The 23,749-nt window shown below is 55.7% G+C and carries 17 protein-coding genes; 6 read left to right on the plus strand and 11 right to left on the minus strand.

Annotated elements, in window-relative coordinates; all coding sequences use genetic code 11:
* Positions 1-91: 91 nt before the first annotated feature.
* Positions 92-832, plus strand: coding sequence for a pyruvate formate lyase 1-activating protein (gene pflA / locus E3U32_RS13805; RefSeq protein ID WP_134349238.1), 741 nt, complete (start codon positions 92-94; stop codon positions 830-832).
* 35 nt (positions 833-867) lie between these two features.
* On the opposite strand, the gene E3U32_RS13810 is transcribed toward pflA, so the two are convergent.
* From E3U32_RS13810 to lrp, 10 genes are all read right to left on the minus strand, one after another.
* A complete protein-coding gene (locus E3U32_RS13810; protein ID WP_134349239.1) occupies positions 868-1,392 on the minus strand; it encodes an anti-virulence regulator CigR family protein in 525 nt (174 codons plus the stop codon).
* A 122-nt stretch (positions 1,393-1,514) separates the two neighbouring features.
* Positions 1,515-2,663, minus strand: a complete 1,149-nt coding sequence (locus E3U32_RS13815; protein ID WP_134349240.1) for an MFS transporter — start codon at positions 2,661-2,663, stop codon at positions 1,515-1,517.
* A 276-nt stretch (positions 2,664-2,939) separates the two neighbouring features.
* Positions 2,940-3,803, minus strand: a complete 864-nt coding sequence (locus E3U32_RS13825; RefSeq protein ID WP_134349242.1) for a dimethyl sulfoxide reductase anchor subunit family protein — start codon at positions 3,801-3,803, stop codon at positions 2,940-2,942.
* Between the two features lies 1 nt (position 3,804).
* The gene (locus E3U32_RS13830; RefSeq protein ID WP_021240882.1) at positions 3,805-4,422 is read right to left on the minus strand and encodes a DMSO/selenate family reductase complex B subunit; all 618 of its coding nucleotides are present in this window, start codon (positions 4,420-4,422) and stop codon (positions 3,805-3,807) included.
* 10 nt (positions 4,423-4,432) lie between these two features.
* Positions 4,433-6,877 carry a dimethylsulfoxide reductase subunit A gene (gene dmsA, locus E3U32_RS13835; protein WP_134349243.1) on the minus strand — a complete coding sequence of 815 codons (2,445 nt, stop codon included), beginning with the start codon at positions 6,875-6,877 and terminating at the stop codon, positions 4,433-4,435.
* 211 nt (positions 6,878-7,088) lie between these two features.
* On the minus strand, positions 7,089-8,381 hold the full coding sequence (gene serS / locus E3U32_RS13840) for a serine--tRNA ligase (RefSeq protein ID WP_134349244.1): 1,293 nt from the start codon (positions 8,379-8,381) through the stop codon (positions 7,089-7,091).
* 92 nt (positions 8,382-8,473) lie between these two features.
* The gene (rarA, locus tag E3U32_RS13845; RefSeq protein WP_134349245.1) at positions 8,474-9,817 is read right to left on the minus strand and encodes a replication-associated recombination protein RarA; all 1,344 of its coding nucleotides are present in this window, start codon (positions 9,815-9,817) and stop codon (positions 8,474-8,476) included.
* 9 nt (positions 9,818-9,826) lie between these two features.
* Positions 9,827-10,438: an outer membrane lipoprotein chaperone LolA gene (lolA, locus tag E3U32_RS13850; protein ID WP_134349246.1), complete on the minus strand. Its 612-nt coding sequence runs from the start codon at positions 10,436-10,438 to the stop codon at positions 9,827-9,829.
* 128 nt (positions 10,439-10,566) lie between these two features.
* Positions 10,567-14,265: a DNA translocase FtsK 4TM domain-containing protein gene (locus E3U32_RS13855; protein ID WP_134349247.1), complete on the minus strand. Its 3,699-nt coding sequence runs from the start codon at positions 14,263-14,265 to the stop codon at positions 10,567-10,569.
* Between the two features lie 135 nt (positions 14,266-14,400).
* Positions 14,401-14,895: a leucine-responsive transcriptional regulator Lrp gene (gene lrp, locus E3U32_RS13860; protein ID WP_002439523.1), complete on the minus strand. Its 495-nt coding sequence runs from the start codon at positions 14,893-14,895 to the stop codon at positions 14,401-14,403.
* Positions 14,896-15,439: 544 nt separating this feature from the next.
* On the opposite strand from lrp, the gene trxB reads away from it, so the two are divergent.
* The 5 genes from trxB to infA all read left to right on the plus strand — a co-directional run bounded on the left by trxB (position 15,440) and on the right by infA (position 21,263).
* Positions 15,440-16,408, plus strand: a complete 969-nt coding sequence (gene trxB / locus E3U32_RS13870; protein ID WP_134349249.1) for a thioredoxin-disulfide reductase — start codon at positions 15,440-15,442, stop codon at positions 16,406-16,408.
* A gap of 114 nt (positions 16,409-16,522) precedes the next feature.
* The gene (gene cydD, locus E3U32_RS13875; RefSeq protein WP_134349250.1) at positions 16,523-18,289 is read left to right on the plus strand and encodes a heme ABC transporter permease/ATP-binding protein CydD; all 1,767 of its coding nucleotides are present in this window, start codon (positions 16,523-16,525) and stop codon (positions 18,287-18,289) included.
* Positions 18,289-20,010 carry a heme ABC transporter ATP-binding protein/permease CydC gene (cydC, locus tag E3U32_RS13880; RefSeq protein ID WP_134349251.1) on the plus strand — a complete coding sequence of 574 codons (1,722 nt, stop codon included), beginning with the start codon at positions 18,289-18,291 and terminating at the stop codon, positions 20,008-20,010. Before cydD ends, cydC begins: the two co-directional genes overlap by 1 nt.
* Before the next feature lie 45 nt (positions 20,011-20,055).
* A complete protein-coding gene (gene aat, locus E3U32_RS13885; protein WP_134349252.1) occupies positions 20,056-20,760 on the plus strand; it encodes a leucyl/phenylalanyl-tRNA--protein transferase in 705 nt (234 codons plus the stop codon).
* A gap of 284 nt (positions 20,761-21,044) precedes the next feature.
* Positions 21,045-21,263: a translation initiation factor IF-1 gene (gene infA / locus E3U32_RS13890; protein WP_002211347.1), complete on the plus strand. Its 219-nt coding sequence runs from the start codon at positions 21,045-21,047 to the stop codon at positions 21,261-21,263.
* Positions 21,264-21,468: 205 nt separating this feature from the next.
* Here the strand turns inward: infA and clpA are convergent, their stop codons facing one another.
* Positions 21,469-23,748, minus strand: a complete 2,280-nt coding sequence (gene clpA, locus E3U32_RS13895; RefSeq protein ID WP_023335109.1) for an ATP-dependent Clp protease ATP-binding subunit ClpA — start codon at positions 23,746-23,748, stop codon at positions 21,469-21,471.
* Position 23,749: the final 1 nt, after the last annotated feature.

Here is a 23,749-nt window from a genome sequence, read left to right on the forward strand (position 1 = left end):
TGGATATCAGCCAAAACAGACTTCAACACAGCCGGTTTTGAGCTGTGCATACTCAGGCCCCGGACGGGCCGATGCTGGAGATATCACCGCAATGTCAACTATTGGTCGCATTCACTCCTTTGAATCCTGTGGCACCGTCGATGGCCCGGGTATCCGCTTTATTACCTTTTTCCAGGGCTGCCTGATGCGCTGCCTGTACTGCCATAACCGTGACACCTGGGATACGCATGGCGGGAAAGAAGTGACCGTTGAAGAATTGATGAAAGAGGTGGTGACCTATCGCCACTTTATGAACGCGTCCGGCGGCGGTGTAACCGCATCCGGCGGCGAGGCTATTCTTCAGGCCGAGTTTGTTCGCGACTGGTTCCGCGCCTGCCGCAAAGAAGGTATTCATACCTGCCTGGATACTAATGGCTTTGTGCGCCGCTACGACCCGGTTATTGACGAATTGCTCGAAGTAACCGATCTGGTCATGCTCGATCTCAAGCAAATGAACGATGAGATCCACCAGAACCTGGTTGGCGTCTCTAACCACCGCACGCTGGAATTCGCCAAATACATTGCCGATAAAGGCATCAAAACCTGGATCCGCTATGTGGTGGTTCCTGGCTGGTCAGATGACGACGACTCCGCACACCGTCTGGGAGAATTTACCCGCGACATGGGCAACGTCGAGAAAATCGAACTTCTGCCCTATCACGAGCTGGGTAAACATAAATGGGTAGCAATGGGCGAAGAGTACAAACTCGATGGCGTGAAGCCGCCGAAGAAAGAGACGATGGAACGCGTCAAAGGTATTCTTGAACAGTACGGCCACAAGGTGATGTATTAAAGAAAGGCCCGGTGAAAACCGGGCCTTTTTATATTCTATTTAAAGACGCCGTTAATAACGGTAGTCACAATTGCAGTACTCAGCGCAATTAAGACCAGATCGTCACCCACTACCCGCCATTCATAGCCAGGATAGGAAGGAAGCTGGCCCAACATAGAAGCCGGCACGGTTTTCTTCGCAATGCCCGGAGGCAGCGGTTTACCGCGTGCGAGGTTTTTCGCAATGCCAGGAGGCAGTGATTCATACCCCGTTAACCCATAGTTCAGTGCCAGATGACGTGCGTGATCGAAGCTCACGCGAGCATTAACATCATCACTGACGCTTTTATTCGATTTACCCGGATTGTCTTGTCCATTATTTTGTTTATTGCCATGGGTACCGGAATTTCCGTTACCATGATTCCCGGAATTGCCATGATTGCCGCCATTACCTTGCCCGCCACTGTTACCGTGACCACCTCCGCCATTCCCGTTTCCAGGGTTAGCCATGACCGGCGCTGTAGCAAACGTCAAAGACAACACTACTGCCAGTGCGGTAGTGGAAAAACGACGTGTAAACATGATTGCTGCCTTTAAGTGATAGACTCACCTGAATTATCGCCTGGCGCAATAAACAAACAATGCGTAAAACTCTTATATGTGATGGGGACAAAAAAGCCAGTCGATGACTGGCTTTTAATTGATCAGGCATGTGCCACAGGCGTTGGGTGTTCGCCCGCTTTGCGCAGCAGCATCAGGAGATAAATAAAGGAGACGCTGGCGATCATGATAAATAATAAATTATCAGAATAATTCTGCATCAGCATCGCGGTAAACGTCGGCCCTAATAAACTGCCGATGGTATAGCTCAGTAGCAGCGCCTGGTTCATTGCCACCAGCTGGTGATGTTCAACTTTCTCACAGGCCCAGGCCATCGCGACCGGATAGAGCGTAAAACCGGCAGCCCCCAGAATAAACAGCGCAGGTGCCATCGCGGCGTTGCTGAGCATGGCGAGGCATCCCATGATCACCACGAAGACCTGAACGCGCAGCACCAGCAGGCGACCGAAGCGATCGGCAAGACGGCCAATCGGCCACTGTCCGACAATACCCGCGCTGACCATGACCGCCATCCAAAAGCCTATACCGGAATCGCTGACGCCCTGATGATTCAGATAGAGCGGCATCAGGCCATAGAGCGAGCCCAGTACAATCCCGGAGATAATGCAGCCGTTAACGCCCAGACGCGCCTGACGAAGTCTCAGCATCGGCCAAATGTGGCTCGCTTCCTGATGTTCGCTGTTCTGGTTAACAATACGTGTAAAGAGCAGAGGCAGGATAGCGGCCAGCACCATGCCCGTTACCCACGGCAGAACGCTCATCAGGTCGGTTGGCAGCTTGCTGACCATCAGTTGTCCCAGCACGGTACCCACATAGTAAACCATCATATAGGCCGCCAGCAGACGTCCGCGGTTACGCGACGTGCCGCTGCACATCAGCGCACTTTCAACGACCACCCAAATCATCGCGCAGCCTACGCCAGCGATAAAGCGCCATACCATCCAACTCCAGAAGCCGACCATCAGGCCGAGTCCCGCGCAACCGGCGGCGAAAATCAGCGAGGCCAGATAATAGCTGCGATTAAAGCCAAAGCGCTTAATCAGGCTTCCGGTCAATAGCGTGCCCAGCAGGTTCCCGGTAAAAAAGGACGAGCTGACCATACCCACCTGCCAGGTTGGTAAGTTTTCATGGGCGAGCCACAGCGGGACGAGTGTATTTAACACTGCGATCGCCAGGGTCAACAGCAGCAGGCCACAGAGCAGCAGAAGCACTGGCCGGGTATAGGTGGTCATGGATTAAAAGCCGTGAGGAAGTTCAGATTTCGTGCGCATCATGCCACTGGCAAAAACAAAGTCAATCCACTGATTTAGCGGGCTCGCACAATATGTTCCCTGTCGATTCAAAAAACTTATCCTGCTAATGCCACGCCTGCTATAGATATTAATTATGTATCTGTTTTTATTTATTAATGGCCAAAATTAAAACAAAACGACAGTCGAAAAATTTCATGATCGAAAAAAAGAAAAAGCCGGGCGCTCAGGCCCGGCTTTGTATAATCAAATACAACGTTAACTGGCGATAGCCATACCCACGGTCATATGTAACCCGTAGAATACCCCACGACCAATCAGTTCCCCCGCAAGTACCAGCACGAAGGCCAGTGACAACAGCGGCAGCGCGGGCTGGTAACCTTTAAGCTGAGGGGTAATCCAGAATACCAACGCCGCGACCAGCAGAACGATACGCCAGGCCATCAGAGAACCGTAATCCGGCACCAGGGCAGAGGCCTGCTGAATCGAACTGTGAATGGTTGCCAGTTCGGCCCCCTGCATCAGGGCAACAACAGCACTCACCACCAGCGCCAGCAGCGAAACGGCAGGCAGCAAACGCATTGCCCAGCCATCGACACCCGCTACGCGCAGCAGCAGATAACCCAGCAACGGCCCGCCGATAAACATCGTCAGGAAGAAGCTCATTGGCGTCCAGACACTGTACCAGGTGGGGACAGTATCGATGGTGTTATAAACACGCACCATCATCCACACGAACACCACGCCCAGCACCATGGTCACTATCAGCCACAGGCTGCGCAGACCCGCCGGCAACTTCTTCATTGCAGCCAGCAGCCAGCCCAGCCCACCGACGGCAAAGAAAATTGCCCCGCTGGCAATCTCGTTACTGAGAGACGAGGCGCCTACGCGGTTCAGGGAGTTAAACGCGCGCATCGGTGAGCCCAGGTGCAGCGTAGAAGCAATGAAGCCAATCCCCATGAGCACCCACAGGCCAAACATGCTCAGCACCAGACGCTGTTGCTGCTCGGCATTCAGATTGCCTTTCAACAACGCCAGTGCGAGCACAATGAAACCGCCCGCCACGCACTGACCAAAGACCGTGAAGATCATCAGCGGCCATTCATGCCATCCACTTCCCATCTCACACCTCCTTCGGATTTGCCAGATAGCCGGTGGTATCACCTGTAGGACGGCTGTTGGCGTTAGGTTTAATCACAATACTCGGCTTCGTGAAGTGCGCAGACGGCAGCGGTGCCACTGCAGCAAGTTGACCGTGTTTTTGACGCAGTTCTTCAATGGGACCGAAGTCCAGCGCGCGTAGTGGACAGGACTCGACGCAAATCGGCTTTTTGCCATCCGCTACGCGGGTGTGGCAGCCGTCGCATTTTGTCATATGGCCCTTCGCGGCGTTGTACTGGGGCGCGCCGTACGGACAGGCCATATGGCAGTAGCGACAGCCGATGCAGACATCTTCATCGACCACCACAAAACCGTCTTCGCGCTTGTGCATCGCTCCGCTCGGGCAGACCTTCGTGCAGGCAGGATCTTCGCAGTGGTTGCAGGCAATCGACAGATAATACGCAAAGACGTTCTGATGCCAGACGCCGTTATCTTCCTGCCAGTCGCCTCCGGCGTATTCGTAGATGCGGCGGAAGCTCACGTCCGGGGTCAGGTCTTTGTAATCTTTACAGGCCAGCTCGCAGGTTTTGCACCCGGTGCAACGGCTGGAATCAATAAAAAATCCATACTGGGTTGTCATCGGTTACTCCTTAAACCTTTTCAACCTGGACAAGGTTTGTGTGGGATGGGTTGCCTTTCGCCAGCGGCGACGGACGCTGCGTGGTCAGTACGTTGATACTGCCAGCCTGATCGATGCGGTTTGCATCCGGGCTATACCAGGCACCTTCCCCCAGCGCCACAACGCCGGGCATCATACGCGGTGTCACTTTGGCTTCAATATGGACCTCGCCGCGGCCGTTAAAGATTCGCACGCGATCGCCATTGCTGATGCCGCGCGCTTTGGCATCCATCGGGTTTATCCACATCTCCTGTCGGCAGGCAGCTTTCAGTACGTCGACGTTACCGTAGGTGGAGTGGACACGCGCTTTGTAGTGGAAACCGGTCAACTGCAGGGGGAATTTCGCCGTCAGCGGATCGTTGTAGTTTTCAAAGCCTGGCGTGTAGATCGGCAGCGGATCGATAACATCTCCTTCCGGCAGCTCCCAGGTAGAGGCAATTTTTGCCAGTTCTTCAGAGTAGATTTCGATTTTTCCCGACGGCGTGGTCAGCGGATTCGCCTGCGGATCTACACGGAAGGCTTTGTACGCCACGTGGTGCCCTTCCGGGTCACGCTGTTTGTACATTCCCTGCTGGCGGAAGGTATCGAAGTCCGGCAGGTCCGGAATCGCTTTACGGGAAAGTTCGTGCAGATGGCGCATCCATCCTTCCTGCGTTCTTCCCTCGGTAAACTGCTGCTCAACGCCAAGACGTTTCGCCAGCTCGGAGGTCATCTCATAGATGGTTTTACATTCGAAGCGTGGCTTGATGGCCCGATCGGTGAAAATCACGTAGGACATGTTGCCGCAGGAAGCATCCAGCGCGAAATCCATTTGCTCAGAGGCGGTGCAGTCTGGCAGCAAAATATCGGCATATTTTGCCGAGGAGGTCATGTGGCAGTCGATCACCACAATCATTTCGCACTTCTTGTCGTCCTGCAGGATTTCATGGGTACGGTTGATTTCGGAATGCTGGTTAATGAGACAGTTACCGGCATAGTTCCAGATCATCTTGATCGGCACATCCAGCTTGTCTTTGCCGCGTACCCCGTCGCGCAGCGCGGTCATCTCAGGACCACGTTCGATTGCATCCGTCCACATAAACATGGAGATGCTGGTCTGCACGGGGTTGTCCAGGGTCGGCATGCGTTCAAACGGCAGCGAATACGAGCCTTCACGGGCGCCGGTATTCCCACCATGGATGCCCACGTTGCCGGTCAAAATGGAGAGCATGGAGATGGCACGGGTCGCGATTTCACCGTTTGCGTGGCGCTGCGGACCCCAGCCCTGGCTGATGTAAGCCGGTTTGGCTGAGCCAATCTCACGCGCCAGCTGAACAATGCGCTCGACCGGAATACCGGTAATGGTGGACGCCCACTCAGGCGTTTTCGCCACGCCGTCGCTGCCCTGACCGAGAATATACGCCTTGTAGTGACCATTGGCAGGCGCACCGGCTGGCAACGTTTTCTCGTCATAACCGACACAGTATTTATCCAGGAACGGCTGATCGACGAGGTTTTCGGTGATCATTACCCACGCCAGCGCAGAGACCAGTGCCGCATCGGTACCAGGACGAATAGGGATCCACTCATCTTCACGCCCTGCACCGGTATCGGTATAGCGCGGATCGATGATGATCATCCGGGCATTGGATTTGGCGCGGGCCTGTTCCAGGTAGTAAGTCACCCCGCCGCCGCTCATACGCGTTTCACCCGGGTTGTTACCGAACAGGACGACCAGCTTACTGTTTTCGATATCGGACGGGCTGTTGCCGTCCGCCCAGCCACCGTAGGTGTAGTTCAGGCCAGCAGCGATCTGCGCAGAAGAGTAGTCACCGTAGTGATTAAGATAACCACCGCAGCAGTTCATCAGGCGCGCGACCAGCGTTTTTCCCGGTGGCCAGGAACGGGTCAGCGTGCCGCCGAGCGTTCCGGTACCGTAGTTCAGGTAGATGGATTCGTTGCCGTACTCTTTAATCAGACGCTGCATATTGGTGGCGATAATATCGTAGGCTTCATCCCAGCTAATCCGCTCGAACTTACCTTCCCCACGCTTACCGACACGCTTCATGGGGTATTTCAGGCGATCCGGGTTATACACGCGACGACGCATGGAACGGCCGCGCAGACAAGCACGAACCTGATGTAACCCTTCATAATTATCGTCGCCGGTATTATCGGTTTCGACATATTTAATTTCGCCATCCACCACATGCATACGCAGTGGACAACGGCTACCGCAGTTTACGGTACAGGCACTCCACACCACTTTTTCCGGCGAAGTGGCCGGGGACAGTGCATCTGCCGCCGACGCCAGTCGGGTGAAAGGAAGCGTGAAGGCGCTGCTGGCGACGGCCAGGCCGCCTATTGCCGTGGTTTTCATCAACCCACGGCGAGTGACCTCGGCAGCCATTAATGCTTCAGGCGCGTTGATTTTCATAGAGACTCACTTTGGTTGCTCACAAAGAAAAGAGAGGCGGCGCGAACCGCTATATAGTTTTATATATATCGAATTTCTTCGTTATCAGCTTTTTATGCTGACTTTCATTCGCAGCAGTATTACTACTTTAGAGGGAGGGGGTATTGCGTCGTATCAATTGAGAGGCATAAAAAAAGCGCCCGCAGGCGCTTTTTTGTTTTGAAGCAAATAATTACCCGATGTACTGCTGGCCTTTCATGTATGGACGCAGCACTTCAGGGATCTCGATGCGGCCATCTGCCTGCTGGTAGTTTTCCAGCACGGCAACCAGCGTACGGCCAACAGCCAGACCAGAACCGTTCAGGGTATGCACCAGACGGGTTTTCTTGTCAGATTTGCTGCGGCAGCGTGCCTGCATACGACGCGCCTGGAAATCCCAGACGTTTGAGCAGGAGGAGATTTCACGGTAGGTGTTCTGCGCAGGGACCCACACTTCCAGATCGAAGGTTTTGCAGGCGCCAAAGCCCATATCACCCGTACACAGGGCCATACGACGGTACGGCAGACCCAGCAGCTCCAGCACTTTTTCAGCGTGGCCGGTCATCTCTTCCAGCGCGTCCATGGATTCTTCAGGACGGACGATCTGCACCATTTCAACTTTATCGAACTGGTGCATACGGATCAGACCGCGGGTATCGCGACCGTAAGAACCCGCTTCAGAACGGAAGCACGGTGAATGTGCTGTCAGTTTAATTGGCAGGTCGTCTTCGTCGATGATCTCATCACGAACGAGGTTAGTCAGCGGCACTTCCGCCGTTGGGATCAGCGCGTAGTTGCTGCTGTCCGCTTCCTCGTCCAGCGGACGGGTGTGGAACAGATCGCCGGCAAATTTCGGCAACTGACCGGTACCGTACAGCGTATCGTGGTTGACCAGATACGGGACATAGGTTTCGCTGTAGCCATGCTGCTCGGTGTGCAGATCCAGCATGAACTGCGCCAGCGCGCGGTGCAGATGAGCAATCTGGCCTTTCATCACCACGAAGCGAGAGCCGGTCAGCTTAACCGCTGCCGCAAAGTCCAGACCCGCGTGCATTTCGCCCAGCGTCACGTGATCGCGCACGTCAAAGTCAAACTCACGAGGCGTACCCCAGCGTTTCACTTCAACGTTGTCGTTTTCATCTTTGCCGACAGGGACGCTGTCGTCAGGAATATTCGGAATAGCCAGGGCAATATCACGAATTTCGGTCTGAAGAACATCCAGCTCAGCTTTCGCCTGATCCAGTTCTTCACCCAGCTTGTTCACTTCCAGGCGTAATGGCTCAATATCTTCCCCGCGCGCTTTCGCCTGGCCAATGGATTTCGATCGAGAATTACGCTCTGCCTGCAGATTTTCAGTTTGTACCTGCAGAACTTTACGACGCTCTTCAAGAGCGCGCAGCTTATCTACATCCAGCTTAAAGCCCCGGCGTGCCAGTTTTTCAGCGACTGCGTCTGGCTCATTACGCAGCAGATTGGGATCGAGCATGCTTATCCTGTGCTTATCGAATTAAAATAGGAAAATGTGACCACAGCCTGCGGCCACAAGGATACATTGCCAACATTACCGCAACGATTGAACTAACGGTAGCGTTTTATAGGGCTATTTTGATCCTGTCCGGCGAGCCAGGTGAGCTTTTCACCAATCTTGCCTTCAAGACCTCTGTTTGTGGGGTGATAATAGCGCGTTTGTGCCATCTCCTGCGGGAAATATTCCTCGCCAGCAGCGTAGGCATTGGGTTCATCATGAGCGTAACGGTACTCCTGCCCATACCCCATCTCTTTCATCAGTTTGGTCGGCGCGTTACGCAGGTGAACCGGCACATCGTAGTCCGGACGTTCACGCGCGTCAGACATCGCCGCTTTGAACGCGGTATAGACGGCATTGCTTTTCGGCGCACAGGCCAGATAGACAATCGCCTGCGCAATCGCGCGTTCACCTTCCGCCGGACCTACGCGGGTGAAACAGTCCCAGGCCGACAGAGCGACCTGCATGGCGCGAGGGTCAGCATTGCCGACATCTTCTGAAGCAATCGCCAGGCAGCGGCGCGCAACATACAGCGGATCGCCACCGGCAGTGATAATGCGCGCGTACCAGTACAGCGCCGCATCAGGTGCGCTGCCGCGCACGGACTTATGCAGCGCCGAAATTAAATCGTAAAAACGATCGCCTTTATTATCGAAGCGCGCGCTGCGTTCACCAGCAATTTCGGCAAGCAGTTCAGGCTTCAGCACCCGCTTGCCGGCATCGTCGACTTCGGCCATATCGGCCATCATCTCCAGCGTGTTCAACGCCCGACGTGCATCGCCGTTGACCAGCTCCGCAATCGCACGACGCGTGTCGTCAGGCAGAACAATATCCTGCCCACCGTAACCGCGCGCTTTATCTTCCATCGCCTGAGTAAGGACCTTTTCGATATCCTCTGTGGTCAGCGATTTAAGGAGGTAAACGCGCGCGCGGGAAAGCAGCGCTGAGTTGAGTTCAAACGACGGGTTTTCGGTGGTCGCGCCGATGAAGAAGATCGTGCCGTCTTCAATGTGCGGCAGGAAGGCATCCTGCTGGCTTTTGTTGAATCGGTGGACTTCGTCCACGAAGAGGATGGTCCGACGCCCGGCATTGCGGTTCTGCCGCGCACGCTCGATCGCTTCGCGGATCTCTTTCACGCCGGACGTGACCGCCGAGATGCGTTCAACGTCCGCGTTTGCATAGCGGGCGATCACTTCCGCAAGCGTGGTTTTGCCAGTGCCGGGCGGTCCCCAGAGGATCATGGAGTGAAGATGTCCGGCCTCAATGGCGCGCGGCAATGGCTTACCAGCAGCCAGCAGGTGCTGCTGGCCGATATACTGCGCTAAATTTTCTGGCCGCATACGAGCGGCCAGAGGTTGAAACGCGTTATCTGAAAAATCGAGCGACAGATTGCTCACTCACGCCTCTTACTTACGTTGGTCGTCCACCGTTACGCCCTTCGGCGGGGTAAAGGTGAATTTCGATGCATCAACGGCGCCGTTCTGCTGAGATTTGAGCTGGTAGCTGCTGCGCTGATCGTCCTGCTCAACCGCGCCGAACTGATTAATGGTACCGTTGGTGCTTACGTTAATGGTGAACTGCTTCAGGTTGCCGTTGCTGCCTTTCGGCGTCAGGACAAACTCGTCACCGGTCTGTTTAATATTGTACTGCTGCCAGTCGCTGGACTGGTTGCGGGCAATCAGCATAAAGGGTGTATTGCTGGTGGCATCTTTCAGCCAGGTCGCGGTTGCCTGCTCAACGAACGGGTTGAAGAACCACAGCGTTTTACCGTCAGACACCAGGATGCTTTCATCCGGCTGGGTCATGTGCCAGTTAAACAGATTTGGGCGTTTCACCCACAAATCTCCCTGGCCTTCCTGCACCGCATTGCCGCTGCCGTCAGTCACTTTTTGCGTGAAGGTGGCGTGGAAGCTGCTTACTTTATCCAGTCGGCTTTTAAGGTCGCTGGCTGCATCAGCCCAGACGCTGCTGGCGACAAAACTGGTGAGTAATGCACAGGCGATGGCGATTTTTTTCATTGTTATTCCTTAAAATACGTCTTCCCGATATGGGGTTTCCGTCTTCTATTCTGGACCTGCCCGAGGGCAGGCGACAGAAGAAAATGCTTAATTTTGGCTGATTTACCCTTCTTTGCAATCGCGGAAGGTTAATCAAACGGCGGCGGTGCCAGCACCTCGCGGTTACCGTTATGCCCCTGCTCACTCACAATGCCCTGCGCTTCCATCTGTTCGATGATACGCGCCGCGCGGTTATAGCCGATGCGGAATTGACGCTGTACGCCAGAGATGGACGCTTTACGTTTTTCGGTAACGAAGTTAACCGCCTGATCGAATAATGGATCCAGCTCTTCACCGCCGTCGAAACCACCGCCGCCGCCTTCACTTTCCGTATCGCTGGTAATACCGTCAACGTATTGTGGACGACCGCGCGCTTTCCAGTCCTGCACCACGGCGTGAACTTCCTCATCACGGACGAACGCACCATGGACACGCACCGGAGAGGTGGAGTTCGGGCCGGAATAGAGCATGTCACCCATACCCAGCAGCGACTCTGCGCCGCCCTGGTCAAGAATGGTACGGGAGTCAATTTTACTCGATACGGTAAAGGCGATACGCGTCGGAATGTTCGCTTTGATAAGACCAGTAATAACGTCCACGGAAGGACGCTGGGTCGCCAGCACAAGGTGAATACCGGCCGCACGCGCTTTCTGCGCCAGACGGGCAATCAACTCTTCCACTTTCTTACCGACGGTCATCATCAGGTCAGCAAACTCATCCACCAGCACGACGATATAAGGCAGTTTTTCCAGCACCGGATGCTGGGCATCCATGCTGTCTCCCGGCTTCCAGTAAGGATCCGGAATCGGACGTCCCATGCGCACTGCCTGGGCGATTTTCTCGTTATAACCGGCCAGGTTACGCACGCCTAACGCAGACATCAGCTTGTAGCGGCGTTCCATCTCATTGACGCTCCAGCGCAGGGCGTTGGCAGCGTCTTTCATGTCGGTTACCACTTCGGTCAGCAGATGTGGGATGCCTTCGTAGACCGACAGTTCGAGCATTTTCGGGTCGATCATGATGAAACGCACATCTTCCGGCTGCGCTTTATAGAGCATGCTGAGGATCATGGCGTTCACACCGACGGACTTACCAGAACCGGTGGTACCGGCTACCAGCAGGTGAGGCATTTTCGCGAGGTCTGCCACGACCGGATCGCCGGCAATATCTTTACCCAGTACCACGGTCAACGGAGATGGGTTGTCGCGGAATTTGGTGTTATCCAGCACTTCACGCAGGTAGACGGTCTGACGTTTCTTGTTCGGCAACTCCAGTCCAACATACGGTTTGCCCGGTATCACTTCCACCACACGCACCGCAACTGTCGACAGAGAACGTGCCAGGTCGCGGGACAGGTTGGAAATACGCGCGGCTTTTACGCCAGGCGCCAGGTTCAGTTCAAAACGGGTGATCACAGGACCCGGAGAATAATTCACCACATCCGCCTTGATACGGAAGTCAGCCAGGCGGGCTTCCACCAAACGCGCCATCTGCTCAAGCGCGAAGGTGTCGACCGGTTCCACCTCTGACGGCGGCGGTGTTAACAGATCCAGAGACGGCAACGGCGTGCTTGGACGCTGCAGCGGACGGCTGTCACCGTTACGCATCAGCAGCGGGTGAATCAGACTCTCCTGCGGCTGTGGCGCAGGCTGCTGGAACTGCGGCGGCTGTTGTTGTGGCGGCTGCGGCTGTGCGTAAGCCTGCGGAGCCGGCTGCTGAGGCTGCGGTGCATATGACTGTTGCGCAGGAGCAGGTTGCTGGCGCACAGGCTCAGCTTCCGGCATCACGCTCGGCGTAAATAAAGGCTCGCTCGGGCCATCATCCACCAGATCTTTCATCGGCGAGAATTCAAAATCCGACAGCGAGAACGCATTTGCGCCAGCAGGTTGTTCACCGGAATAGCGCTGCTGCTGGGTAGCGGCAAACTGACGCGCTAATTCGGCTTCTGCCGCGTCATCTTCGTCTTCCGGCACAGGCTCATCATGCTGATATTCCTCACCGTAGCGTTGATTCTGCTGCGCAGCAAACTGGCGGGCCAGTTCGTCTTGCTGCATTTCATCGGCGTCATCTTCGTACTCAGGCTCGCGCGCTTTCTCTTCGGCCATACGCTGGGAAGGCAGCTTGATACCATAAGAGGCAAGCTCGCGGCGGGTTGGAACGCGAACTCGGTTAGGGCGAGGCAGTTGCGGACCAATCCCCTCCTTCACCTGAGGACGTGGCGCCCCCCCTGTTGCCAGGCTAAAGACAGGTGCAGCCACGGCAGCGGCCGCGGTAGCCTGCTTCACGCTTTCCGCTACGGGAGCAACTGCAGGCGTCGGGTCGACTGGTGGAACGGAAACAGAAGGCGCTTTCATAACCGGCTCCTGTACCGGTTCTGGCACAGGCTGATACCAGGCCGCCAGTTGCTCGCGTTCACGCGCACGACGCTCTTCAACTTCTTCAAAATAGTACATAGGTGGACGAGAAGGTTTTACCTCTTCCACGATTTCAGGTTCAGACTGCGGCTCAACATAAGGCTGAACAGGTTCAACCGGTTCAGGCACATACTCCTGATAAGGTTGGGCCACAGGTTGTTCATAGTGCGGGTAATCTTGCGGTTCATACGCAGGCTGCTGCGGCTGATAAGGCTGCTGCCACTGCTCCTGCTGCACAGGGATGTAGCTTTCAGGTTCAGGCGCAATAACCGGTTCCGGGGTGTGAACACCGGGTGCAGTCTGCCAGTCTACCTGAGGCTGCTGAATAACGGATTCCGGCGGTGAAACTGGTGCTGATGGCATCACGGCTTCAACAGGCGCGGCATAGGCCTGGGCTGCGGTCGTCGCGGCTGCGGCTGCTGCAACCGGCTCGGTGACCGAGTGGCCGTTTAACAGCGGATCGTATTCGTCAAAGTCACCAGGCGTGGCCCGACTACCGGAGAAGAGTACATCGTCAGGATCGACTGCAGCGCCCGCAGCGCGGTACACCACCTGCTCGTCTTCATCCATGCGTTTACCGGAGAAGAGCGCTGCATCGGTTTTACGGCCTAGCGGGTTAGCAAATTTCTCGGCAACACGCTGACGACGCGCCAGCGCGCCGCGCAGAATACGCGCACGACGAGACTCGCGACGCTGCACAGGAGCATCGTCTTCTTCATCTTCGTACTCATCTTCATCAACCCACGTATCGTCACGACGGGTGCGGTTGCTGGCGAAGGTCAGGATGGTGAGGATAAAACTGCCAATTTTTTCGGCAATACTCACCCATGACCAGCCGGTGAATAACGTCAGCCCAGCCGCCCAGATGCACAGCAGCGTCAGCGTGCCGCCACTGCTGTGAAGCATCGGCTGCAGCGCAGAACTCAACAGGCTACCGATCACCCCGCCTGAAGCGAAGTACCAGATATCATCCGCATTGATCGCCGCCAGCCCACATGAGGTAAGGATCAGCGCCAGTGCACCAATCAGGCGTAGCGAAACCGCGAAATAGTCGATGTAATCATCGTTCTGACGATGACGCCACGCAAACCAGCATCCGCCAATGATAATGACCGGAAGGGTGTAAGCCATCACACCGAAAATGAAAAACAGCGTGTCCGCAAGCCAGGCACCGGGTACGCCGCCTAAATTATGGATAGGCTCATGCCATGCAGTTTGTGACCAGCTGGGGTCTGAGGGGTTGAAACTGAGTAAGGCTGCCATCAGCCAGACGGCAAAAAGGGCAATAACAATCAGCAAAGCCTCGAGGAGACGACGTCCGCTGCTTAGCTTCGATAGTGTGACTTCTTTGTCTTCAGTGTATTCCTGGCTCAAAAAAGGCTCTCCAGGTATCAGGCATGTCCTGCCTGTTTGCTAAAACGGACAACAGCGCCGGGAGTCCCCGGCACTGTTGCTGTATGGATTAACAGGAGTGTAATCAAACTACGCTGATTTTGCACCTGTTCCGTGTTAGCGCGTCTTAATAACCAGACGATTGCTTTGTTTGACCTCTTCCATCACCACATACGTACGGGTGTCGTTCACGCCTGGCAGACGCAGCAGGGTTTCCCCCAGCAGCTTACGGTAGGCGGACATATCAGGTACACGGGTTTTCAACAGGTAGTCGAAATCACCGGAAACCAGGTGACACTCTTGAATTTCTTCAAGTTTTTGTACAGCGGAGTTAAATTGCTCAAACACATCCGGCGCACCACGATTCAGAGTAATCTCAACAAATACCAGAAGTGAGGCATCCAGATAATGCGGGTTCAGCAGAGCTGTATAGCCCTGAATAAAACCCTGTCTTTCCAGTCGGCGCACACGCTCAAGGCACGGCGTCGGGGAAAGTCCCACACGTTTTGAAAGCTCGACGTTGGAAATACGCCCATCCTTTTGCAATTCATTAAGAATGTTACGATCGATACGGTCGAGATCTTTGCCAGGGCGCTTCTTGCTATCTACCATTATTATTGTCTCTCTGTATTCCTTCCCTACTCCTGCCTGGACCCTGTGCACATCACTGTTCAGAGCCTGTACCCGTTAGTCATCACATCGCCTGGTTTTGTATTAGACGCGATGCGGATTCGGGTTCTGTTGGTAAGAAGACCGTTGCCCGAAGGCAGTCACCGACATCACGTATGGCGTCTGTCCACGCCATGCGTAGATTTCACTGACCCGGTAAAAATGGCATTTACGTGCATGCCTATGCGGCATACGGTTAACGCGGTTTTTTTTCTTCCTTGAATGTTTTCGCAAAAGCGCAGGGGATTGTCAAAGCAAAACATCGTTTTTTAGTACAACATGCCGGATATTCATTACGGCAGGGTATTAATCCTCATTTTATTGCCTTACAAACGACCGATTTTCAGGAGAAAGCCTGATGCTATCGCGCGTCATTCATCGTCCGTAGCTATTACACGGATTGATAACAAAATTGCTGCGCTCTTTTTTTACGACAACAAATTCCCTACAATCCAGCCAAATGTCTGCCAACAACAATGGGGATCTCATGGGCACGGCCAAACACAGTAAGCTGCTAATCCTTGGTTCTGGACCTGCGGGATATACCGCAGCGGTCTATGCTGCACGCGCTAACCTGCAACCGGTATTAATCACCGGCATGGAAAAAGGCGGTCAGCTGACCACCACCACCGAAGTGGAAAACTGGCCAGGCGACCCGAACGACCTCACCGGGCCGCTACTGATGGAACGCATGCACGAGCATGCCGCTAAATTCGAAACCGAAATTCTGTTCGATCACATTAACAAGGTCGATCTGCAGAACCGTCCATTCCGCCTGACGGGTGACAGCGGCGAATACACCTGTGACGCGCTGATCATCGCCACCGGTGCCTCTGCCCGTTACCTCGGTCTGCCATCTGAAGAAGCGTTCAAAGGTCGCGGCGTCTCAGCCTGCGCAACCTGTGACGGTTTCTTCTACCGTAATCAGAAGGTCGCGGTCATCGGCGGCGGCAACACAGCAGTCGAAGAAGCGCTGTATCTGGCGAACATTGCCTCAGAAGTGCACCTGATCCACCGTCGCGATACCTTCCGCGCGGAGAAGATCCTGATCAAACGTCTGATGGATAAAGTGGCAAGCGGCAACATCGTGCTGCACACCAACCGCACCCTCGAAGAAGTAACGGGCGACCAGATGGGCGTTGCCGGTCTGCGTATCCGTGATACGCAGAACACCGATAACGTCGAAACGCTGGACGTGGCGGGCCTGTTTGTGGCGATCGGCCACAGCCCGAACACCGCTATCTTCGACGGTCAGCTGGAGCTGGAAAACGGCTACATCAAAGTGCAATCCGGCATTCACGGTAACGCGACCCAGACCAGCATCCCGGGCGTGTTCGCGGCCGGCGACGTGATGGACCACATTTACCGCCAGGCGATTACCTCTGCTGGCACAGGTTGTATGGCCGCGCTGGACGCTGAACGCTACCTCGATGGACTGGCTGAACAAAGTAAATAATCTTTACAAGTCAGTAACAAACGTAAATAAAGGCGGCGATAAGTCGCCTTTATTGTCTCCCCGTTGTAACATTGCGCTGCCCAATTTCTAATAACGTCACCTGCAAAGTACGCAATGGAAAAAACCCGTCAACAAGAGTTAACACGCTGGCTGAAACAGCAAAGCGTTATTTCCCGCCGCTGGCTTACGATTTCCCGTCTCCTGGGATTCGTCAGCGGTCTGTTGATTGTTGCCCAGGCATGGCTGCTGGCCCGCATTCTTAATCACATGATCATGGAGAACATTCCGCGCGAAGCGCTCCTGCTGCCCTTTATTGTCCTGATCCTGATTTTTGTCCTGCGCGCCTGGGTGGTGTGGCTGCGTGAGCGTGTCGGTTTCCACGCCGGACAGCATATCCGCTACGAGATCCGCCGTCAGGTGCTCGATCGTCTTCAGGAAGCCGGGCCCGCGTGGATCCAGGGTAAACCGGCCGGAAGCTGGGCGACGCTGATCCTCGAGCAGATTGACGATATGCACGACTACTACGCGCGCTATCTGCCGCAAATGGCCCTTGCCGTCTTTGTTCCGCTGCTGATTGTGATCGCCATCTTCCCGGTTAACTGGATGGCAGCGCTGATTCTGATGGGCACCGCCCCGCTGATCCCGCTGTTTATGGCGCTGGTCGGAATGGGTGCAGCGGATGCCAACCGCCGTAACTTCCTGGCATTGGGTCGTTTAAGCGGCCATTTCCTTGACCGTCTGCGCGGCATGGAGACGTTACGCATTTTTGGCCGCGGTGAAGCGGAAACCGAAAACATTCGCCAGGCATCACAGGACTTCCGCCAGCGCACCATGGAAGTGTTACGCCTCGCTTTCTTGTCTTCAGGCGTACTGGAATTCTTTACCTCGTTGTCGATTGCCCTTGTGGCGGTCTACTTCGGCTTCTCCTATCTCGGCGCGCTCGATTTCGGCCATTACGGTACCGCGGTAACCCTTTCCGCCGGTTTCCTGGCGCTGATCCTGGCCCCGGAGTTTTTCCAGCCGCTTCGCGATCTGGGGACCTTCTATCACGCTAAAGCGCAGGCGGTTGGCGCAGCCGACAGTCTGAAAACGTTCCTGGAAACACCGCTGGCGCACCCGGAGCGGGGTGACGTGACGCTGAACGCTAAAGAGCCGGTGACTCTCGAAGCGAGTGATTTTTGCATCCTCTCGCCTGAAGGTAAGGTGCTGGCAGGCCCGCTGAACTTTACCCTACCGGCCGGAAAGCGCGTGGTGCTCGTCGGCATCAGCGGTTCAGGGAAAAGTTCGCTGCTGAATGCACTGTCCGGTTTTATGGCCTACACCGGTTCACTGCGGATAAACAAAACCGAACTGCGCAAACTCGATCCTGACGCCTGGCGTAAACAACTCAGCTGGGTAGGCCAAAACCCGCAGCTTCCGGCCTCCACGCTGCGGGAAAACGTTCTTCTGGCACGCCCGGATGCGCGTGAAGACGAGCTGCAATCGGTTCTCGACCGCGCCTGGGTCAGCGAGTTTCTGCCGCTGCTCCCGCACGGGGTGGATACCGTTGTCGGCGACCAGTCCGCCGGGCTGTCGGTTGGACAGGCGCAGCGTGTGGCTGTTGCCCGCGCGCTGCTGAACCCATGCCAGCTGATGCTGCTGGATGAGCCCGCTGCCAGCCTGGATGCACACAGCGAGCAGCGCGTAATGGAGGCCCTGAACGCCGCCTCTCTGCAGCAAACCACCCTGATGGTCACCCATCAGCTTGAAGGTATTGCCGACTGGGACCAGATCTGGGTCATGGAAAATGGCCGTATCGTTGAGCAAGGCGATTACGCCTCTCTTGTTGCCGCGCAGGGGCCGTTTGCCACTCTGCTGGCGAACCGTCAGGAGGACATCTGATGCGCGCTCTGCTGCCCTATCTTGCGCTCTATAAACGCCACAAGTGGATGCTGACGCTGGGAATTGTGCTGGCAATTGTGACCCTGCTCGCCAGCATTGGCCTGCTCACGCTTTCCGGCTGGTTCTTGTCGGCCTCGGCCGTCGCGGGCGTTGCCGGGTTGTACAGCTTCAACTACATGCTCCCGGCTGCCGGTGTTCGCGGTACCGCCATCACCCGTACTGCAGGACGCTATTTCGAGCGGCTCGTCAGCCACGACGCCACTTTCCGCGTGCTACAGCATCTGCGCATCTACACCTTCAGCAAACTGCTGCCCCTCTCCCCTGCCGGGTTGGCGCGTTTTCGTCAGGGTGAGTTACTTAACCGTGTCGTTGCGGATGTCGACACGCTGGATCACCTTTACCTGCGCGTGATCTCCCCGATAGTGGGCGCGTTTGTAGTGATTGTGGTGGTCACTCTGGGGCTGTCTGTGCTGGATGTTTCCGTTGCGCTCACGCTGGGCGGGATCATGCTGTTGACGCTCATCATTCTGCCGCCGCTGTTTTACCGCGCCGGCAAATCCACCGGGGAAAACCTGACGCGTCTGCGCGGAGACTACCGTCAGCAGTTGACCTCCTGGCTTCAGGGGCAGGCCGAGCTGACCATTTTTGGTGCCAGCAAGCGCTACCGCGCGCGTATGGAAAGTACCGAGCTGAACTGGCATGAAGCCCAGCGCCGCCAGTCGGAACTGACGGCCTTTTCCCAGGCACTGATGATGCTGATCGGAGGCGTGGCCGTGATTGCCATGCTGTGGCTGGCTTCCGGCAATGTCGGGGGTAATGCACAGCCAGGTCCCCTGATTGCCCTCTTCGTTTTTTGTGCTCTGGCCGCGTTTGAAGCGCTGGCACCGGTAACGGGCGCCTTCCAGCACCTGGGGCAGGTCATCGCCTCTGCCCTGCGCATCACGCAGATTGCCGAGCAGGAGCCTGAAGTCACGTTCAGTGCCGGGCAGACCGCTGTGCCAGAGCAGGTTGCACTCGCGCTTGATGATGTCACCTTTGCCTACGACAAACAGGCGCAGAATGCACTGGACGGCATCACCCTGTCTGTTAATGCCGGTCAGAGAATTGCGATCCTCGGCCGTACCGGCTGCGGTAAATCAACGCTGCTACAGCTGCTGACGCGCGCCTGGGATCCGCAGCGCGGCCAGATTCGTTTCAATAATACGTCGCTGACAGATTTCAGCGAGCAGGCTCTGCGCCAAACCGTCAGCGTCGTTCCCCAGCGCGTGCATCTGTTTAGCGCCACCCTGCGCGATAACCTGCTGCTGGCCGCACCGGACGCCTCTGATGATGCGCTTCGCGCCATGCTGGAACAGGTCGGTCTGCATAAGCTGCTTGAGGACGATGGGTTAAACAGCTGGCTGGGTGAAGGGGGCCGTCAACTCTCCGGCGGCGAACTGCGTCGTCTGGCGATTGCGCGCGCGCTGCTGCACGATGCCCCGCTGATGCTGCTCGACGAACCTACTGAAGGGCTGGACGCTACCACTGAGAGCCAAATCCTTGATTTGCTGGCGAATGTGATGAGCGGAAAAACCGTGCTGATGGTCACACACCGCCTGCGCGGGCTGGCGAGTTTTGATCGGATAATTGTGATGGACAACGGACACATTATTGAGCAAGGTAGTCACACAGAACTGTTGGCGAAACAGGGTCGCTACTACCAGTTTAAACAGCGTCTGTAGACTATATTTGTAGCGTCCTCACTCGCGTACTGGAGTTCTGCTGTCATGCGCCTGGTCCAGCTTTCTCGTCATAATATCGCGTTCCCTTCTCCAGAGGGGGCGCTGCGTGAGCCCAATGGGCTGCTGGCACTTGGCGGTGACCTCAGTCCTGCGCGGCTATTGATGGCTTACCAGCGCGGTATCTTCCCCTGGTTTTCCCCCGGCGACCCGATTTTATGGTGGTCTCCCGATCCACGTGCCGTGCTGTGGCCGGAGCAGTTTCATCTGAGCCGCAGCATGAAGCGTTTCCATGCGAAATCACCGTACCGCGTCACCCTCAACCACGCCTTTGGTCAGGTCATTGAAGGCTGTGCCGAAGACCGCTATGAAGGGACATGGATAACCCACGATATCATTACCGCCTACCATCAGCTCCATGAGCTTGGCTACGCCCACTCCATCGAGGTATGGGAAGGTGGAGCACTCGTCGGCGGCATGTACGGCGTGGCGCAAGGGACGCTGTTTTGTGGCGAGTCGATGTTCTCCCGTGCGGTTAACGCATCGAAAACCGCGCTGCTGGTCTTCTGCCAGGCGTTTGCCCAACGCGGCGGACGCCTGCTCGATTGTCAGGTGCTCAACGAGCACACGGCCTCCCTGGGTGCTGTTGAAATCCCGCGACGCCAGTACATCGAACATCTGGATACCAGCCGTCAGGAGAAGCTCCCGCGCGACTTCTGGATACCAAGAACGCTCTTTATGCCCAATGCCTAAATGTTTTCCGCATATTTTTTTTGAGGGTGTTATAATTATGCCGCAGAGTAGCTTCTGCCTGTTGCCCCGCCGCCGTTTGGGACCCTCGCTTCAGATAACGTCCTGACGTTTATCCTGTCGTCTCCCCTTTACGAATGCGCTTCCTGTTCGGTTGTACCGTGACGCTTGGGCAATGCGCCGAAACTGTTTTGCTGCGTTTTAATCGCGCAATTCTTTACTTAATTGATGAATTTCGGCATTATCTTGCCGGTTCAAAACTTGGTAGTGATACCCCAGAGGATTAGATGGCCAAAGAAGACAATATTGAAATGCAGGGTACCGTACTTGATACGTTGCCTAATACCATGTTTCGCGTAGAGCTGGAAAACGGTCACGTGGTAACTGCGCACATCTCCGGTAAAATGCGCAAAAACTACATCCGCATTTTAACGGGCGACAAAGTGACTGTTGAACTGACCCCGTACGACCTGAGCAAAGGCCGCATTGTCTTCCGTAGTCGCTAATTGTTTTCGCCTGTAATGGCAGATGAATATTTAAAAGGTCGGGTTAATCCCGGCCTTTTTTATTTGCGGCATTAATGTGGCTGTGCGGGAAGATGTATTTCAGTGCGGCACGATGCCCTCACCCTGACCCTCTTCCACCGGGAGAGGGAGAAAAACAGGCACAAAAAAGCCGGGTTAAAAAACCCGGCTTTTTATTTAAGTTGCGTCAGTGAGCCGCTTCCGGTTTGTGCTTCGCCGCACTCTGGAAATCGTACGTCAGTTCGTTCTTCGCCTGATCCAGCGCCACCGTCACCTGGCCGCCGTCCACCAGCGAGCCAAACAGCAGTTCGTTCGCCAGCGGTTTCTTCAGGTTGTCCTGAATCACGCGCGCCATCGGACGAGCTCCCATCGCACGGTCGTAGCCTTTCTCGGCCAGCCAGTTACGGGCCTCCTGGCTCACTTCCAGCGACACGCCTTTCTGATCAAGCTGAACCTGCAGCTCGACGATGAACTTGTCCACTACCTGATGGATCACGTCGGTAGACAGGTGATCGAACCAGATAATGTTGTCCAGACGGTTACGGAACTCCGGCGTGAAGATCTTCTTGATCTCCTCCATCGCATCGGTGCTGTTATCCTGGTGGATCAGGCCGATGGATTTACGCTCAGTTTCACGTACCCCGGCGTTGGTGGTCATCACCAGCACCACGTTGCGGAAGTCCGCCTTGCGCCCGTTGTTGTCGGTCAGCGTCCCGTTGTCCATCACCTGCAGCAGGATGTTGAACACATCGGGGTGCGCTTTCTCGATTTCATCGAGCAGCAATACCGCGTGCGGATGCTTGATCACCGCGTCGGTGAGCAGGCCGCCCTGGTCAAAGCCCACGTATCCCGGAGGTGCACCAATCAAACGGCTGACGGTGTGACGCTCCATATACTCGGACATATCAAAGCGCAGCAGCTCAATGCCCAGCGCTTTGGAGAGCTGAACCGTTACCTCGGTTTTACCCACACCGGTCGGGCCGGCGAACAGGAAGGAACCGACAGGCTTGTGGTCATGCCCCAGTCCGGCACGGGCCATCTTGATCGCTTCGGTTAAGGCCTCAATGGCTTTATCCTGACCAAAGACCAGCATTTTCAGGCGATTGCCAAGGGTGCGCAGCGTATCGCGGTCACTCTGAGAAACACTCTTCTCAGGGATGCGCGCGATGCGGGCCACCACGGACTCAATATCCGCCACGTTAACGGTTTTCTTACGCTTGCTGGCCGGCATCAGGCGCGCACGCGCACCCGCTTCATCAATGACGTCAATCGCCTTATCCGGCAGATGACGGTCGTTGATGTATTTCACCGCCAGCTCCACCGCCGCACGCACCGCTTTCGCGGTATAACGCACATCGTGGTGCGCTTCGTACTTCGGTTTCAGGCCGTTGATGATTTGCACCGTTTCCTCGACGGACGGTTCGGTCACGTCGATTTTCTGGAAGCGACGCGCCAGCGCACGGTCTTTCTCAAAGATGTTGCTGAACTCCTGGTAGGTCGTGGAGCCAATCACGCGGATCTTGCCGCTGGAGAGCAACGGTTTGATCAGGTTCGCGGCATCCACCTGGCCACCGGAGGCCGCACCTGCGCCGATGATGGTGTGGATTTCATCTATAAACAGGATGCTGTTGGTATCCTGCTCCAGCTGTTTTAACAGCGCCTTGAAGCGTTTTTCAAAATCACCGCGGTATTTGGTGCCCGCCAGCAGCGAGCCGATATCCAGCGAGTAGATGGTGCAATCAGCAATCACTTCCGGCACGTCACCCTGCACAATGCGCCAGGCAAGACCTTCGGCAATCGCGGTTTTACCCACGCCTGATTCCCCCACCAGCAGTGGGTTGTTCTTGCGGCGACGGCACAGCACCTGGATCGCGCGCTCCAGCTCTTTATCGCGACCAATCAGCGGGTCGATACCGCCAACGCGAGCAAGCTGGTTAAGGTTGGTGGTGAAGTTTTCCATACGATCCTCCCCGCCTGCTTGCTCTTCATTGTTATTGACCTGATTGCTGGAATCCGATGCCTGGTTAGGCTCGTCTTTACGCGTTCCGTGAGAAATAAAGTTAACCACATCGAGTCGGCTGACTTCGTGTTTACGCAGCAGGTAGGCAGCCTGTGACTCCTGCTCGCTGAAGATGGCGACTAAGACGTTTGCGCCAGTGACTTCGCTACGTCCTGAAGACTGGACGTGGAAAACCGCGCGCTGCAGCACGCGCTGGAAGCTGAGCGTCGGCTGCGTGTCGCGCTCCTCTTCACTGGCTGGCAGCACCGGTGTGGTTTGTTCGATGAAGGCTTCGAGTTCCTGACGTAGCGCCACCAGATCCACGGAGCAGGCTTCCAGCGCTTCGCGGGCAGATGGGTTGCTAAGCAGTGCGAGCAGCAGGTGCTCGACGGTCATAAACTCATGTCGGTGCTCACGCGCTCTGGCGAAAGCCATGTTTAAACTGAGTTCCAGTTCTTGATTGAGCATA

The organism is Lelliottia nimipressuralis, from assembly GCF_004402045.1.
GTDB classification, from domain to species: domain Bacteria; phylum Pseudomonadota; class Gammaproteobacteria; order Enterobacterales; family Enterobacteriaceae; genus Enterobacter; species Enterobacter chinensis.

What these genes read in the sequence shown, in the direction of transcription:
- pflA (WP_134349238.1), top strand. Translation starts at nt 92, where the DNA reads ATGTCAACTATTGGTCGCATTCACTCCTTTGAATCCTGTGGCACCGTC.
- E3U32_RS13810 (WP_134349239.1), bottom strand. Translation starts at nt 1,392, where the DNA reads ATGTTTACACGTCGTTTTTCCACTACCGCACTGGCAGTAGTGTTGTCT.
- E3U32_RS13815 (WP_134349240.1), bottom strand. Translation starts at nt 2,663, where the DNA reads ATGACCACCTATACCCGGCCAGTGCTTCTGCTGCTCTGTGGCCTGCTG.
- E3U32_RS13825 (WP_134349242.1), bottom strand. Translation starts at nt 3,803, where the DNA reads ATGGGAAGTGGATGGCATGAATGGCCGCTGATGATCTTCACGGTCTTT.
- E3U32_RS13830 (WP_021240882.1), bottom strand. Translation starts at nt 4,422, where the DNA reads ATGACAACCCAGTATGGATTTTTTATTGATTCCAGCCGTTGCACCGGG.
- dmsA (WP_134349243.1), bottom strand. Translation starts at nt 6,877, where the DNA reads ATGAAAATCAACGCGCCTGAAGCATTAATGGCTGCCGAGGTCACTCGC.
- serS (WP_134349244.1), bottom strand. Translation starts at nt 8,381, where the DNA reads ATGCTCGATCCCAATCTGCTGCGTAATGAGCCAGACGCAGTCGCTGAA.
- lolA (WP_134349246.1), bottom strand. Translation starts at nt 10,438, where the DNA reads ATGAAAAAAATCGCCATCGCCTGTGCATTACTCACCAGTTTTGTCGCC.
- lrp (WP_002439523.1), bottom strand. Translation starts at nt 14,895, where the DNA reads ATGGTAGATAGCAAGAAGCGCCCTGGCAAAGATCTCGACCGTATCGAT.
- trxB (WP_134349249.1), top strand. Translation starts at nt 15,440, where the DNA reads ATGGGCACGGCCAAACACAGTAAGCTGCTAATCCTTGGTTCTGGACCT.
- cydD (WP_134349250.1), top strand. Translation starts at nt 16,523, where the DNA reads ATGGAAAAAACCCGTCAACAAGAGTTAACACGCTGGCTGAAACAGCAA.
- cydC (WP_134349251.1), top strand. Translation starts at nt 18,289, where the DNA reads ATGCGCGCTCTGCTGCCCTATCTTGCGCTCTATAAACGCCACAAGTGG.
- aat (WP_134349252.1), top strand. Translation starts at nt 20,056, where the DNA reads ATGCGCCTGGTCCAGCTTTCTCGTCATAATATCGCGTTCCCTTCTCCA.
- infA (WP_002211347.1), top strand. Translation starts at nt 21,045, where the DNA reads ATGGCCAAAGAAGACAATATTGAAATGCAGGGTACCGTACTTGATACG.
- clpA (WP_023335109.1), bottom strand. Translation starts at nt 23,748, where the DNA reads ATGCTCAATCAAGAACTGGAACTCAGTTTAAACATGGCTTTCGCCAGA.